The 16,717-nt window shown below is 49.9% G+C and carries 4 protein-coding genes; all 4 read right to left on the bottom strand.

The window, feature by feature from the left end; genetic code table 11:
• Positions 1-7: 7 nt before the first annotated feature.
• Positions 8-1,234 carry an MFS transporter gene (locus QF06_RS00720; protein WP_041850683.1) on the bottom strand — a complete coding sequence of 409 codons (1,227 nt, stop codon included), beginning with the start codon at positions 1,232-1,234 and terminating at the stop codon, positions 8-10.
• Positions 1,235-1,335: 101 nt separating this feature from the next.
• Entirely contained in the window at positions 1,336-2,064 is a 729-nt protein-coding gene (gene srfAD / locus QF06_RS00715; RefSeq protein ID WP_003234568.1) for a surfactin biosynthesis thioesterase SrfAD, read from the bottom strand.
• 28 nt (positions 2,065-2,092) lie between these two features.
• Positions 2,093-5,920 (bottom strand): surfactin non-ribosomal peptide synthetase SrfAC, encoded by a 3,828-nt coding sequence (srfAC, locus tag QF06_RS00710; RefSeq protein WP_041850682.1) that lies wholly within the window; start codon positions 5,918-5,920, stop codon positions 2,093-2,095.
• 36 nt (positions 5,921-5,956) lie between these two features.
• Positions 5,957-16,708: a surfactin non-ribosomal peptide synthetase SrfAB gene (gene srfAB, locus QF06_RS22285; RefSeq protein ID WP_043940048.1), complete on the bottom strand. Its 10,752-nt coding sequence runs from the start codon at positions 16,706-16,708 to the stop codon at positions 5,957-5,959.
• Between the last annotated feature and the right edge of the window lie 9 nt (positions 16,709-16,717).

The following is a 16,717-nucleotide window of genomic DNA, read 5'->3' as shown; positions in this document are numbered from 1 at the left end:
GATCCTTTTATATTGATTGGTGGGTTTCTTTTGCCTTTTGTTTATCTAAAAACGGCACCAGCTCTATTACAGCCGATAAACCCACAAACACAATGCACACAGCGACAATCAGCAAATAACCATGAGTCATGTCAAAAAACAAACCGCCCGCATACACGCTGAGAGCTCCGGCAACCTGATGGATAAAGAAATTGATGCCTAACAGCGATCCGATCAATCCTGTTTGATAGCTTTCCGAAATTGACGCCGCGGTCAGCGGGATCACGCCTGTGTAACTGAGCCCGAATAACAGGATAAACCCGAAGTACCAAAGGTCACTGTGATGAATTCCGAGAATGGGAATGAGCAGGCAAATGAGGCTGAGCAGCCGAATGAAAAATAAGATGGATAGCATGACGCTTCTGCTGCCGAGGAGATCTGACAGCCAGCCCGCCAATAATCCGCCAATGATGATAAATGCCCCGAACGCGGCCATCATTCCGTTGACATGAGAGACATGCGCATCCTTCAGTATCGGGACGAGGTGAGCATCAATAATTCCCATTGTAAATCCGCAAGTAAACACGCCGAAGTACAGGATATGAATGAGGCGGGATTGCTTCATCACGTTCCAAAACCCCCGCCAATCATAAGATTTTTTCACAGACTCCGCTTGCGCATGCGGCGGGTGCTTCATCCCAAAGACGAGGAGCGGCAGCAGAACAGCCGCCATGACGATTCCCAAAATGGTATAGGTGCTCTGCCAGCCGGCATGATACGGAGCCGCAGCCCAAATGGGTGAGAGAAGCAGCAGGCCCGCAGAGTTGGCATTGGTCAAAATAGCAAGCGCCAGACCTTTGTGTGTGTCAAACCAACGGCTGATGAAATACTGGGTCGTCACGCCGACCGCGCAGGAATACCCGATTCCGCCAAGCACACCGTAAATGGCGGAAAACACATGAACATTCGGTGAATAAGGAAGCACCAAAAAGCTTGCGCTGATGCAGACAGCTCCAAGCGCCATAATTTTTCTGACACTGAAACGGTCGATAAAAAAACCGACAAAAAACTGGACGATGCCGGTTGTGATCATAAAAATGCTGACAGAAACCGAAATCAGCGACCTGTCGGCATGGAAGGCATCTGCCATTGGCAGCATAAAAAATTGAAAGGAATTTCTGAATGAGTTCATTCCGATGGCGAAAACAAACGTAAACAGCAATACAAACCATTTCATCCTGGGAGACGTGCGCATGTTTCGACCTGCCTTTGTTTGAGTATTTCGACTATTATACCATGCAAAAATTGGCATTCAACACAAAAAAAAGCGGAACAGCCGAAGCTGTCCGCTTTTGATCACGGTTGAATGATCGGATGCTGATTCAAGATCGCAAAAATCCGTTCTGCGACTTCTTCCGTTTGTGACAGCAGGAACATGTGCCCGCCGTCAAATTGATGGAATGTGATGTCTTTTGCCCACTTCTTCCACCCTTCCGCATCTCGTATGCACTTTTTATCATCAAGCCCGTTAAAGACATGAACAGGCGACTGGATCTGGGCCAGATCGTAAAGCTCAAATTGTTCAAGAGCCCGGTAATCTGATCGGAAAGAAGGCAGGAAAAAGGACATGACCTCCTTATTTTCAACAAGCTCTGCGGGCATTCCGCCTAATTGGATAATATGATCGAGAAACTGATCATCAGGCAGGTGGGACACTTTCTTCCGCTGAATATGAGGCGGCTGGATTGCAGAAATGATAACCGCCTGCGGAAAGATGCCTTCACGCTCAAGCTTTTGCGCCAGCCTGAAGGTGATCATTCCGCCCATACTGTGTCCGAACAGCACAAACGGCCGATCAGGGCGAAGGTTCAGTTCTTGCTTGTACAAATCCGTCAGCTCTTCGAGATCCTCAATAGCTGACGTTTGATTCGTGCCGTGTCCCGGCGGCTCGGCAGCGAGCATCTCGCACTCCCCCTGCAAAAAAGCATGGAGAGGGCGAAACGACGCCGAGTAGCCGCCGGCAAACGGAAAACAGATGAGCTGCGTTTTTTCCGACGCATCAAATGATTTGAAGAGTTGGCTCATTGGCTGTCTCCTCCTTTCATCACTTCATTTATGAAACCGTTACGGTTTGTGTATTAAGAAATTCGAGCAAAATCTCCGCATTCCTATCTAGCGTTTCGCCCTGCAGCATTTCTGCGTGTGTTCCGAAGCCTCTTTTCATACGGTAAGCACCTGTTGTAGCTTCTTCCCATGATGCAAGCCATTCCGGCATGTCAAAATCAGCGCCGGAAGTCAACAGATCAATATCTGCTTTCACCTGGCCTGTGCTGATCAGGTTGACGTAGTATGAGTAAAAGGCATGTGTTTTTTGCTTGAGGCCTTGTTTGACGGCTTCGCTGTTGAGCGCTTCATTGTCCCGATTGACATTCATCAACGCTTCGACATCACTTTCAACCGTGCGTCCGTCCAGATCACTGACACCTTGTTTTTTATAGGAATCGACCATGATGATCCGCTGAACAATACGGCCTTGTTCCTCAAGCTTTTTCGCAGCTTCAAACGCCAGGCTGCATCCCGCTGAATATCCAAACAATGTTAAAGGCCCTTCCGGCTGCAGCTTCTGGATCAAATCCGCATAGCGGTCAAGCCGGTCTTCCTCCTCAATAAAATCAAAGGCGCACAGCTTGTATGACGGCAAGCGGCTGGACAGATTTTGGTACATAAGGCCATAGCCCAAGACCGGCGGGAATGCGAAAATGATCTGCTCCTGATCCTGATTCATTATCGTTACATCCTGCAAGCCATCAGGACCCCCGTTTTTCAAATACGCTGAAATGCCGGCGATCGTCGGCGCTTCAAACAAAAGCTTTACTGGAAGATCAATCCCGAGCTCTTTCTTGATGCGGGACGCGGCGGTCATGGCCTTCAAGGAATGCCCTCCGAGCGCAAAGAAATCGTCATGAATGCCAATTTGCTTTCTGCCGAGAACCTCAGACCATATTTGTGCGATTGTTTCTTCCATCTCGTTCCGCGGTCCAATCCATTCTTCCGCCAGCTGATCCTGATCAGGTTTTGGGAGCAGCCGTTTATTGACTTTCCCGTTCGTCGTTAAAGGAAGCTCATCCAAGAAGGTAAAGGTTTGCGGCACCATGTAAGCAGGAAGCTGTTTTTTCAGGTGCGCCTTCACGTCCTCAGCTGAAAGCTGTGTCCGGTTCACGAGGTAGGCATTGATTGATGCATCGCCAGACTCATGGCGGTCCGCCACAACGACCGCATCTTTCACACCTGGGTATTCCTGCAGCTGCTTTTCGATTTCTTCAAGCTCAATCCGGTGTCCGCGTATTTTGACCTGGTCGTCAATACGGCCGGCGTATTCAATCGTTCCATCCGGCAGCCAGCGCGCTAAATCCCCTGTGCGGTAAAGCGTCTCTCCCGGCTTGAACGGGTTCTTGATAAACTTTTCCTTCGTGAGGTCAGCACGATTTACATACCCTTTTGACACGCCCATTCCGCTGATGCACAGTTCACCGATCGCCCCGAATGGCTGGAGCTGGCTTTGCTCATTCAGAATATAAACACTGGCATTGCTGATCGGCTTTCCAATCGGCAATGAGGAGATGGAATCCGGTATATCATGCACGACGTGAGCAGTCGCAAACACTGTTCCCTCAGTCGGCCCGTAGCAGTTAATCAGCTTGCCCGGCCCCATGACCCGCAGCGCTTTTCTGACATGAGGCACTGAGGCGCGCTCTCCGCCGAATAATATACAGCGTAGTCCCTTCATCCAATCCTCTCCCGCATCTGTGAGAAGATTAAATAGTGCGGTTGTCGCAAACATGACATTGACATTCTCTTGCAGGATCAGATCTGTGAGCCGTTCTGTATCAAGCAGCGTATGTTCATCTGCGATAATGAGCCGTGCCGCATTCAGCATAGAAGCATAGAAATCAAAGGTAAATGCGTCAAAGGCGTAATTCGAAACAGACAAGAACGTATCCTGATCAGAAAATGCCATGTAGTCTACATGCTTGACCAATCCTTGAATATTGGCATGAGTGGTGATATTGCCCTTTGGCTTTCCGGTTGTGCCGGAAGTGTACATGATATATGCCGGATCATTAGGATCAATCGCGGTTGCAGGATCGCTTGCCTGTTCTTCAAACCGTGTTTGATCATCAATGAAGAGCGTTGTGCCTGTATACGGCAGCTCAGCCGCTTGTTCTTTCATCTCCTGATGCGTCAGAAGACAGGCTGCCGCACTGTCAGCCAGCATATACGAGATTCGGTCCTCTGGCAGCTTCGGATCAACCGGCAGATAGGCTGCTCCCGCCTTTAATACACCGAGAATGCCGATCACCAATTCAAGTGAGCGCTTCGTGTACAGCGCTACAACAGAGCCTTTGCCCGCACCGTGTTTTTGCAGCCGGCGTGCAAGGCGGTTCGCTTCCTCATCTAATTCGCGATAAGACAGGGTCTGGCCGGAATACGTAAGCGCAGGTGCATCCGGATTGACGTTCACTGCTTCCTTGAACCAATCCGTCAGAGGCTTTGTTTCATGAGCTTGAGCCGGCGGGTTTAAGCCGGTTAGCAAAAATTCTCTCTCCCTGTCGTCAACGAGGTTGATCGTGCTGACAGGCTGATCCGGATTCTGGATGAGCTGCTGAATTGCTGTGAGAAGCTGAGATTTCAAGCGCAAGATAAACGCCTCATCAAACACATTCTCGTTATAAGCAAGCTTAATCAGCATCTCATCTCCAGGGGAAGCCATCAGGTTGAGATCATAATTCGACTTCTCAAAAACATGAACATCCACCATATCAAAGCCGTTTTCACTGCTTTCTTCATTTTTCGCATCCTGAAGCGGATAGTTCTCAAAAACAATGATGTGGTCAATCAGTTTCGGCTGATCGGCCTGGCTTTGGATGTCATAAAGCGGCACATATTGATGCGGCTCAGACTGCAGCGATTGCTCCTGCAGCTGCTTGAGCAAGCCGTTAAATGTGATACCCTCAGACAGCTTCACACGTCTCGGGACAACGTTGATAAACAGCCCGACCATATGTTCAACGCCTTTGATTTCCGCGGGACGCCCTGAAACAACTGTACCGAAGGCCAAATCGCCAGACTGCTGATAGCGGCTGATCAATACGCTCCAGACTGCCTGCAGCGCCGTACTTAAAGTGGTATGCTGCGATTTTGCAAGCTCGGTAAAGGCTTTTGTTTCCGCCTCCGGCAGTGAAAAGAGCAGCTCTTTCGGCTCATAGCCGTCCTTTTGTTTCTTTCTTTGCTCCGCAAACGTCGTTTGTCCTTCAAAGTCCTCTAAATACTCGCGCCAGTAACGCAGTGATGCTTGTTTATCCTGCTTTTCAAGCCACTTGATGTAGTCTTTATACGGTTTGACAGGGGGCAGGCTGTACGGCTTTTGTTCGCGCAGAGCATTGTATACCTTAAATAGATCCTGTACGACGATGCCGAAGCACCATCCGTCCAAAATAATGTGGTGGTAGCTCCACACCCATTCAAAGCTTTCTTCAGCTTTCTTGAAAATGGCTGCCCGCATCGGAATATCCCGCGTCAAATCAAAACCCTTGATCTTATCCTGTTCTTTGTACTCATTGATTTTGGCTGTTTGCTCGCTGCCCGTTAAGTGTGTCAGATCGATTTCTTCTATATGGAACTGCCGTTTTTTCAATACGACTTGGATAGGTCTTTTTACTTTTTCGTGAATGAACACGGTACGAAATACATCGTACCGGTCCATGATCACATTCATGCTTTCTTCAAGACATTTGATATTCAAGCTGCCTTTTACTTTCATCGTGATTTGTTCAAGGTAAAAGCTTTGGCCGGGATTCAGGATGGCATGAAAAAGCATCCCTTCCTGCATCGGCGATAGGTAATACATATCTTGAACCTGATCCTTGCTAAATTGACTCATATGTTTCGCTCCCGCCTTCTGTAATTCCCTTGCGTTTTATTTTAAATTCTCCTCAAGCATGTCAAAGATATCTCCCATCTCGTCCATTTCAAGGTCTTCGGCGCTAAAGTCGCTTGGTGTGAATTCCTTGTCTTCTTTTTCCGTGCAATGGCGGATTAACATCAGGAGGTTTTCTTTAAACCGTTCCATTCGCTCTTCAATCGTGGCTCTTTCAAACTCCTTTTCATTGTAGGAGCAGGAAAGCACAAACCGGCCATTTCTGATCATGCCGCTGAAGCTTAAAGCGTACAGCGCCTCTGATTCTCCGCTTACTTGGCGCCCCATATCGAAAGCGGACGGTTCAAAGAAATCGGTTTTGACTTCACTGTCGAATTGGCCCAAATAGTTGAAGCTGATCTCCGGTGTGAAGCCCTTTGTTTCCGCTGTTTCTGTGAAATAACGAAGAATGCCGTAGCCAACACCTTTGTCCGGAATGCGGCGCAGGTTTTCTTTGACTGTTTTGATCACAGCCGAGGCATCTGCGTCAGATATGTCGAGCACAACAGGGTATTGTGCCGTAAACCAGCCGACCGTTCTGGAGATATTCACATTCGGGATAATGTCCTCCCGGCCGTGTCCCTCAAGGTTAATGCCAATTTTGGCCCCCTTTGTCCATTCTTTCATTGTCAAACCGAGCGCGCTGAGAAGAATATCGTTGATTTCAGTTCCATATGGCTGATGAACATCTGTTAAAAGATGTTTCGTGTCTTCTTCCGTTAATTCACATAGGACAGATGATGTATCCTTGACGATCCGCTGCTCTGTTTTACAATCCTTCGGTAAAGGAGAAACCTGTTCAGCGGCAATTTGCGACCAGTATATAGCCTGCTGTAAAAGATGCGCTGATTGGCTGAATGCCGCCAGTTCTTCCGCCCAGTCCTTGAAGGAGTTTGTTTTTTGCGGGAAGACAAGGCTCTCTTCTTTCTCAGCCTGCATGTAGCCTGAAGCAAAGTCTTCAAGCAAAATCCGCCATGACACACCGTCGACCACGAGATGGTGTACAGCAATGAGCAGGTGATCCCCAGCTTCTGTGCGATATTGCTCCGCCTTTAGAAGCGGCCCGTTTTGCAGATCGAGACTGCTCTGCAGCTTGTTCGCGAGAATTTTAATCTGGCTTCTCAGCATCTCTTCATCGGAGCCGTACAGATCCACGATTTCGAAGCTGACCTCGCTCTCACCGATCGGTTGATACGCCTGAACGATGTCCCCGTTTTCCTCACGAAAGACCATGCGGAGCGCGTCATGATGCTCGATCAGCGCCTGCAATGTTTTCTCCACCCGTTCAGGATCAAAGCCCTTCTTGGCGTGAAGCATCACCGATTGGTTCCAGTGGTGCTTGTTCGTGAAGTTCTTTTCAAAAAACCAGCGCTGGATCGGCGTCAGGATGACTTCGCCCTCCACCGGGCCTTGGTCTGCCTGTTTGCCTTCGGCACGCTCTACATATTGGGTAAGCGCCTCGATCGTCGGATGCTGGAAGAGATCTTTCATTTCCAGCTTCCAGCCGTGCTGGTTCAAGCGGCTCGCCATTTGAATTCCTTTGATGGAATCTCCGCCAAGCGAGAAGAAATTGTCGGTGACACCGACTTCAGACATTCCAAGCACGTCCTGCCAGATGCCGGCAAGCAGTTCTTCCATGTCGGTCGTCGGCGCTTTGTATTCTCCGCTTCCCGCTTCGATGTCCGGCTCAGGCAAGGCTTTGCGGTCCACTTTGCCGTTTGCCGTAACCGGAAGCTCGTCCAGCGTCACCCAGAACGCCGGGATCATGTAATCCGGCAGGGTTTCCTTCAGTGCTGATTTCAGTGCTTCTATGTCAGCTGATTCCGGGGTGACATACGCCGCGATCGCTGTGTTGCCGCCTTTATCTTTGACAGCTGTCACCGCCGCATCCTGCACCTCAGAAAGCTGGGCGAGCTGGACTTCAATTTCTGAGAGCTCGATCCGGTAGCCGCGGACCTTGACCTGCTGGTCGATCCGGCCGATGTATTCGATGCCGCCGCCCGTCCATTTCACCAAATCGCCGGTGCGGTACATGCGCTCACCCGGCACAAACGGATCAGCGACAAACCGCTTCGCGGTTTCGTCTTCTCGATTCAGATAGCCGCGTGCCAGTCCGCGCCCCGCCACGCAAAGCTCTCCGGCTACGCCTTCCGGCTGCACCTGATTGCCCTCGCCGAGGATGTATACTCTCGTATTGGCGATCGCCCGTCCGATGGAAAGCGAGCCTTCCTCCGGATGGATTTCTGTACTCGTGGCAACGACCGTGTTTTCTGTCGGCCCGTAGTTGTTGACGAGTGTGTACGGCTTTTTCACTGCCCGCTTCAGCTTGTCTCCTCCAGTGAGCAATACGCGAAGTGATGTGTTCTCAAGCTCCATGAACTGTTCCGCAAGCTGTGTCGGCAGGAACGTGATCGTTACGCCGTTCGTTTCGAAGTAATCGTTCAGGCGGACGATATCGAGTCGGATCGCTTCATCAATCACGTGAAGCTCGGCGCCGATCGTCCAGGTCGGGAACATCTCCCAAATGGAAGCGTCAAATCCGAAGCCCGCGTACTTCGCACTGCGGTCCTCCGCTGTCATGCTGAACGCGTCGTGGTGCCAGAAGCACAGGTTCACAAGCGCATGGTGCTCGACCATGACACCCTTCGGCTGTCCGGTCGTTCCAGACGTGTAAATCATGTACGCCAAGTTCTCCGCGGTTACAGCCGTTTCTGGATTTCCCTCGTCGTTTTCATCAAGCGGCAGGCTTAGAATCGTGCGGCTTCCGTCGAGAAGAATGACATCTCCCGTATAGCTGTCCGGCACTGAAATGCCTTCCTGTTTCAAGAGAAGCTTCGCGCCGCTGTCCTGTAAAATATACTCAATCCGCTGATCCGGGTAGTCAGGATCAATCGGCACAAACGCCGCTCCGGCTTTCAAGACGCCGAGCACCGCGGCGGACATTTCAAGCGACGGCTTCGTGAGAATGCCGACGCGGTCATCCGGGCTGATGCCGCAGTCCATCAGAATCCGCGCGAGACGGTTTGCCTTCGCATTCAGCTCGCCGTACGTCCAAGACTGGCCGTTGTATGTGACAGCCGGACAGTCTTTGTGGCGCTGGACAGTCTCTTCGAATAGCTGATGAACCGTTTTGTCTGTCGGCACAGGCAGCGCTTTGCCCTTCCATGCCTCAAGAAGTGCTTGCTTTTCTGTCTCTGTGACCAGTGACAGGCTGGAAAGCGGCTGGTTCGGGTTATCCGCAACAGCCTTTAGTAGCCGCAGAACGTATTCGCTCCATTTTTCAACTGTTTCTTTCGCGAACAGATCTGTCGCATATTCGAGCTGCAAGCCAATGCCATTTTCATCAGTAAATCCGCCCAGTGTCAGATCAAACTTAGAAGTTCCCTGATGAGCCTCATAAGGTGAAATGCTCAGATTTTGCAATGTAAGCTGTTCTTTATCAGGGTTTTCTGTCGTCACCATCACATTAAACAATGGGTTTCGGCTCATATCCCGAGGGAGATCAAGCTGATTAACCAGATCTTCAAACGGATACTCCTGATGCTCAAGGGCTGACAGGTTCGTCTGCTTTGCTAGCTCCAAAAGCTCCGCAAATGTTTGCTGTTCTTTCGCTTCCATTCTCAGGGCAAGTGTATTGACGAACATTCCCGGCATGTCCTGAACATCAGCATTCGTCCGGCCGGCAGTAACGGAGCCGATGACGATATCCCGCTGTCCGGAAATTTTGCTTAAAAAGACGTGGAAAACAGCATGGAGCACCATGTGCAAGGTCGTTCCGGTTTCGGCAAGCAGTTTTTCTACCGCCTTTGCCGTCTCACTTCCCGTACGGAAACGGATCGTATCTCCTTTAAAGCTTTGCACAGGCGGACGGGCATAATCGAGCGGGAGATCAAGCTCTGGCAGCTCGCCTGAAAGAACTGACATCCAGTACGCCTCATGCTCCTTCATCCGTTCTTTTTGCTCAGCTTCATTTTGCCAAACGGCGAAATCTTTATAATGAAGCGTCGGCTCCGGAAGCTGCTCTCCTTTGTAAAGCAGCGCCAATTCTTTTACAAAGATGCCTCTTGAGACGCCGTCTGCGATGATATGATGCATATCTAAAAGCAGCAAATGTTTTTTCGCTTCTATTCGAAGCAAAGCTGCGCGAATGAGCGGTGCGTCGTTTAAGTCGAATGGCCGGATAAATTCCTTAATCTTTTGGTCCGCTTCGTCTTCTTTGGCTTCAAACACATGAAGATCAACCTCCGCCTTCTCAATGATGCGCTGAACAGGCTCACCATTAGCTTCCATAAATGACGTCCGCAATGATTCGTGACGGTTCACAAGCTGATTGAGTGAGTCGCGCAGGCGCGAAATATCAAGCTCTCCTTCCATTAGAAGAACAGATGGCATGTTGTAGCTTATCGTCTGGCGGTCAAGCTGATTGAGCACGTACATTCGTTTCTGTGCGGATGACAATGGATACATATCCTGCTTGTCAGCCGGTTTGAGTACTTGATGGCCGCCTGAAACAGCAGACGCCTCCATATAAGCCGCCAGCTGGCGAACTGTCGGCTGCTCGAACAGTGCTTTAAGCGGTACGCTTTTCTCCAATTCCGCCTGAATGTTGGCAATCAGCATCATCCCTTTTAATGAATGGCCGCCTAAATCGAAAAAATTGTCATCAATGCCGATGGCTTCTATGCCAAGCGTTTTCTGCCAAATGCGGCATAAACTTTCTTCAAGCGCTGTCTCCGGTGCGGCCAAGGCCTTGCCTCCGGATTGTGCCGCGTTAGGCTTCGGCAGAGCGTTTCTGTCGGTTTTTCCGTTTGCCGTCAGCGGAATCGCGTCAACCTGCACAAAGAAAGCAGGAATCATATGAGACGGCAGTGTTAGGGAAAGCTGGTACCGGAGCTCTGCTTTTTCAATATCTTGATCCGACGTATAATACGCGCAAAGCTCTTGAAGACCGCCCTCGGAAACCGCTAGTACAACCGCTTCTTGAATTCCGCTGAGGCTGAGCATGACCGTTTCAATTTCTTTCGGCTCAATGCGGTAGCCTCGGATTTTCACCTGATCATCAGCCCGGCCGATAAATGCAAGCGTACCGTCAGAAAGTCTTCGTACGACATCTCCGGTTTTGTACATGAGGCTTCCCGGCGAATATGGATTTTCTACAAATCTCTCGGCTGTCAGCTGAGGCCTGTTGAGATACCCTCTCGCGAGCCCCTGTCCCGTGATATAGAGCTGTCCGCTCGCTCCAGGCGGCACAAGCTTCAATGCTTCATTTAAGACAAGCGCACCGGCATTCGCAATCGGGCGTCCGATTGTCGGGCGTTTCGCAAATGCATCCGGCTCATACAGATCAACCCGCCCGGCGATGGCGCCGATCGTTGCTTCTGTCGGGCCGTAGTGATTGATAAATTCGGTATGTCCATACATCTTACGGAAGGCGATAACATCAGTCGGGATGATTTTTTCTCCTCCCAAGACGATCAAGCGCAAGGATTCAAAGTTCGCATCTTTTGCAAAACTGGCGGTGTTCACTATTGTATGGAACAGAGACGGTGTCAGCTTGATATAAGTGATCCCATGCTCCTTGATATAGTGCGCTATTTCATCCGGCGCCGTATAGGTTTCCTTCTGGACGATATGGAGCTCGCCCCCGCCCAGAAGTACAGGGAACATGCTCGTATAGCCAAGGTCAAATGCGTAAGATGAAAGCAATACAGTCTTATCATTTTCCGTCAGGCCCGCCTCTTCACTAAACCAAGAGACATAGTTTGTCAGATTACGATGCTCAATCTGCACGCCCTTTGGCTTTCCGGTCGTACCGGACGTATAAATGACGTATGCAAGATTGCGAGACCCGGAAATGGATGATGGGCGCTCCTTGCTTTCATTTCTCCATTTACCGTCATCAAGGCTGACAATTATCCCTTCATATTGCCCAATAGCCGTCATGTTTCTTTCATTCACGACCGCAAATTTTGCTCCGCTGTCCTCTAATGAATAACGGATTCGTTCTTCAGGTGTATCAGGATCAATCGGAAGGAAAGCTGCCCCCGCCTTCATGACACCGAGAATGGATACCATGACTTCAGCTGACCGGTCCATAACAATCGCGACGATGTCTTCATTTCCTGCCCCTTGGGCACGAAGATGATGCGCCAGCTGGTTCGCCTGTTCATCAAGCTCGCGATAGGTCAACAGATTTCCGCCAGCCTTCACCGCAGAATGGTCAGGTGTTTGCTGGGCCTGTTTTTCAAAAAGTGCTGCAAAGGTTGCTTCGGTAATTTGAGTCATATGTCTTTCTTCTAGCAAAGCAGCCGTTTCTGCAGATGAAAGCAGATCTACATCAGACAGCCGAACGTTCGGATTAGCCGCGGCCGCTTTGATGATATTGACAAAGTGGCGGCTCCAGCGGCGGATCGTCTCGTCCTTAAACAAGGCAGTCGCATAGTCAAAGCTTAGGCCGATATCCTCTTCACGCTCGACCGCTTCCAAGGAAAGATCAAATTTCGCAACATGATGAAGCATGGAATACGAGGAAATCTTCAAATCTCCTAATCTTAATGAAGGAATCTCCATATTCTGCATGTTGAACATCACGCTGAACAGCGGACTTCTGCTTGTATCCCTTGTAAGCGGAAGCTTTTCAATCAGCTCCTCAAGCGGATAGCTCTGGTGCTCGAATGCTTGAAGGCTGGCTGTTTTGACCTCTTCAAGGAATTGCGCGAAGGTTTTATCTCCCGCTGGTGCCGTTCTGAGTGCCACCGTGTTGACAAACATACCCGGCACACCTTGCAGATCAGGATGTGTTCTGCCAGCTGTCGGCGAGCCGACAATGATATCATCCTGTGACGCGTACTTGGAAAGGAGTACATTGAACGCCGCCAGCAAAAACATGTACATTGTCGTATCTGTTTCTGCCATGAGCGATTTGATTTGAGCCGTGATTTGCTTATCAAGCCCAAACATCACGCGCTCTCCCGCAAAGCTCCGTTCAGCTGGCCGCTCGAAATCCGCGGGAAGATCCAGTATTGGCAGTTCGCCTTTAAAGACATCGAGCCAGTATTCCTCATCTTTTTGATAATTAGTTTGTTCTTTGTGCCAAACTGCGTAATCTTTATAGTGAATTTGTGGCAGTTCCAGATCTGCGCCTTGATATATTTTGGCAAGATCACCGATTAGAATGCCTGTTGAACTTCCGTCAGTAATAATATGATGCATATCAATGAGCAGCAGGTGGCGTTTTTCTTCCAGCTGGACAAGCTTCGAACGGACGAGCGGCGCGCGGTTTAATTCAAACGGCTGAACAAATGCTTTGATTATCTCTTCCGCGTCTTCTTCCCGTCCCTTGGCAGCCTCCAGCTGGAACGATATGTTTTTATGAACGGTTTGCACAACCTCTCCGTCGATCATGTCAAACGATGTACGGAGGATTTCGTGCCGGTTGATTAATTGCTGAATCGCGTTTTCAAGCCGGTCTTTATCTACTTCTCCCTCCAGCAGAAGTACAGCGGGGACGTTGTAGCTTGTGTTTGCTTGTCCAAGCTGATTGAGGATATACATTCTCCGCTGGGCCGGGGATACAGGATAATGCTGCTGATAAGATGCTTGCCTGATCGGTTCAAACGTCTGCTCCTCCTTGCTTTCGTTCTCTTCCAAATACAGTGCCAGTTCTTGAATAGTCGGCTTTTCAAAAAGCACTTTTATCGGAACTTCCTTATGAAAATGCTCTTGAATTTTCGCCGTCATCATCATCGCTTTCAAAGAATGGCCGCCGATCATAAAGAAGTTATCGGTAACGCCTGCTTTGACGCCGAGTATTCCTTCCCAGATCTCCGCTAATTTCTTTTCACTCTCTGTTTTTGGTGCTGCGTATTCCGGCTGCACGGCTTCTGATTGCGGTGCAGGCAGTTCCTTTTTGTTGATTTTCCCGTTTGGCGTGAGCGGCAGGCTGTCCATTTGAATCAGGTGGGCAGGGACCATATAGTCAGGCAAAGACTGAGACAGTGTTTTTCTCAGCTCACTCACAGCCACTTCACGATCCGCCGTGAAGTACGCGCAAATTTCATTTTCGTCTGCTTTGTTCTTGCGTATGATCACCGCGGCTTCTGTCACATGCTCAGCCATGTTCAGTTTTGTTTCAATTTCGCCAAGCTCAATTCGGAAGCCGCGCACCTTCACTTGGTTGTCGATTCTGCCTAAAAATTCGATATTGCCGTCCGGCAGCCATCTTGCCAAGTCACCAGTGCGGTAAATTCTCTCACCCGGTCTGAACGGGTCTTCCAGAAATTGCTTCTCCGTCAGCTCAGGGAGATTGACATACCCACGCGCTACACCGATTCCGCCTACGCAAAGCTCACCAGGCGCGCCGATTGGCTGCAGGCATTGCTGCTCATCCATAATATAGGCAGTGGAATTTCCGATCGGCTTCCCGATTGGGATAGAGCCGCCATACTCGCGGTCGATCAGAAAACTGGTTGAAAACGTCGTGTTTTCTGTCGGGCCGTATCCGTTCCACAATGAAAGCGACGGCGATGCCTGTTTTACTTTGCTGACAATATGCGGGACAAGGGCATCTCCGCCGATGATTAAATGGCGCAGTGTGCCGAACATACCCGCATCCTTTGCAGCAAGCTGGTTGAATAAAGGTGATGTCAGCCACATAGTTGTGATGCTTTGCTCACGCAGGAATGCAGCAAATTGTTTCGCATCAAGCAGTGTCTCTTTTTTGACCGGATAAAGTGCTGCGCCATTCAGCAGTGCGCCGAATACCTCAAACGTTCCGGCATCAAAGCTGACAGCTCCCGTTTGCGCCATGCGGTCTTCTTCAGTAACAGGAACGTACCCGGCATTTTTGACGAGGCGCAGAATGCTTTTATGTTCGATCATGACGCCTTTCGGTTTGCCCGTTGAACCGGATGTGTACATGATGTACGCCAAATCAGACGGGGCGGATGGCAGGTTGAGATTGTCAGCCGCTTCACTCTCTTCAAAGCCTATGTCCAGTGTAAGAACCGGCACTTGCAGCTGATGTGCCTGCCCTGTATAAGAATTTCCGATCAAAACCATTCGAACGGAGCTGTCCTCTGCCATGAAACGAAGACGATCCCCAGGAAGCGCTGGATCAAGCGGCACATATGCGGCGCCTGCTTTTAAAACAGCCAGCATGCCGACAACGGTTTCTACTGAGCGGTCGTTCATAATCGCTGCTGTTTCCCCTTTTTGAAGCCCATGTTCGACAAGCTTTCTCGCCAGACGGTTAGCCGCTGCATTCAGCTCGCGGTACGTCAGCTTGGTTCCTTCATATACGACGGCGGTGCTCGCCGGCGTCCGTTTCGCTTGCTCTTCAAACACTTGGTGAACAGCCATTCCTTCAGGGAGTTCGGCTTTCGTGCTGTTAAACACCTCGACAATTTGCCGCTGCTCTTCGTCTCCCACAAGCCCGTACTCACGCACAAAAGCGGCCGGCTGATCGACAGCTGCTTCCATCATGCGGGTAAGGTGCTCCGCTGTCCGTTCGATAAAAGCGGAATCAAAGGCGGCTCCGTTATATTTAATTTTGACGGTCCACGTTTTGCCCGGATACACAATCAGGTTGAAATCGAAGCTCGTTTGTTCAAATGCGCTTTCTACCTTAATCGAAAACCCGAGGCGGTCTTCCATGCTGCCGTTTTCAAGCTCTTGATCAAGCGGATAATTTTCAAACGCGACCAGATGGTTTAAGAGATTGCCATCAAGAGCTGAGCGTTTTTGAATCTCATAGAGCGGCACGTAATCGTAACGCTCTGCCTCTACTGCATGCTGCTGAACAGCTGTGAAAATATCAGCGAATGCAGCATCTCGTTCAACTTTCACCCGCACTGGAATGGTGTTGATAAACAGCCCCGCCATCGTTTCGATTCCGTTGATTTCAGACGGTCGTCCCGAGACGACCGTTCCGAAGATCACATCATCCGTAAAGTTGTATTTGCTGAGAACAATGCCCCAAACGGCCTGAAATAGGTTAGGCCCTGTCACTTGATGGAGATTTGCGGTTTGCTGAATACGGGCAACCAGTGTTTCGTCCCATGTAAATGAATATTCTTTATTGACGTATTCGTCTTTTTTCACAGGCAGGCGGCCCGGGAGCACGCTTGGCTGTTCAAAACCCGCCAAGCGCTCGCTCCAGTAGCTCTCCGCTTCTTCATTGTCCTGTTTTCCAAGCCACTTGATGTAATCGGAATAAGGCTTGCCCTGACCGTTTGCCGGTGTCCTGCCTGCTCTGAGCGCTTCATAGTTTTGGAACAGGCTTTTCATGAGGACGCCCATGCTCCAGCCGTCCATCATAATATGATGATTGCTCCAGACAAGATACAGCTGATCTGCAGCAAGGCGGAAAACCGCTACCTTGAACAATATGTCTTTTGCCAGGTTAAAGCCTTGGCGCTGAACGTCTTGTTTGTAACGCTCAATGTGCTCTTTCTGGCGGTTTTCGTCTGCATGACTGATATCCTCATAATGCACTTTTGTTTTGCGTTCCGCTAACACGACCTGACGCGGTTTTTGCAGCTGCTGATGCACAAATACCGTACGGAGAATATCGTATGACCGAATCAGTTCATTGACGCTTTTCTCAAAGATTTCAAGATCAAAAGCGCCGTGAATCCCAAGCTCTAATTGTGTGAAGTACGAGGAAGAATGCGGATCAAGCATCGCATGATACAGCATTCCCTCCTGCATTGGTGTCAGTGCGTACACCTTTTGAATCGATTTTTTGCTCATATGCCACCT

This window comes from Bacillus sp. YP1, from assembly GCF_000877815.1.
Classification (GTDB): domain Bacteria; phylum Bacillota; class Bacilli; order Bacillales; family Bacillaceae; genus Bacillus; species Bacillus subtilis.
This window is presented reverse-complemented; position numbering and strand designations above follow the sequence as displayed.

Coding starts and splice junctions, on each gene's coding strand:
- QF06_RS00720 (WP_041850683.1), bottom strand. CDS start 1,234: ATGCGCACGTCTCCCAGGATGAAATGGTTTGTATTGCTGTTTACGTTT.
- srfAD (WP_003234568.1), bottom strand. CDS start 2,064: ATGAGCCAACTCTTCAAATCATTTGATGCGTCGGAAAAAACGCAGCTC.
- srfAC (WP_041850682.1), bottom strand. CDS start 5,920: ATGAGTCAATTTAGCAAGGATCAGGTTCAAGATATGTATTACCTATCG.
- srfAB (WP_043940048.1), bottom strand. CDS start 16,708: ATGAGCAAAAAATCGATTCAAAAGGTGTACGCACTGACACCAATGCAG.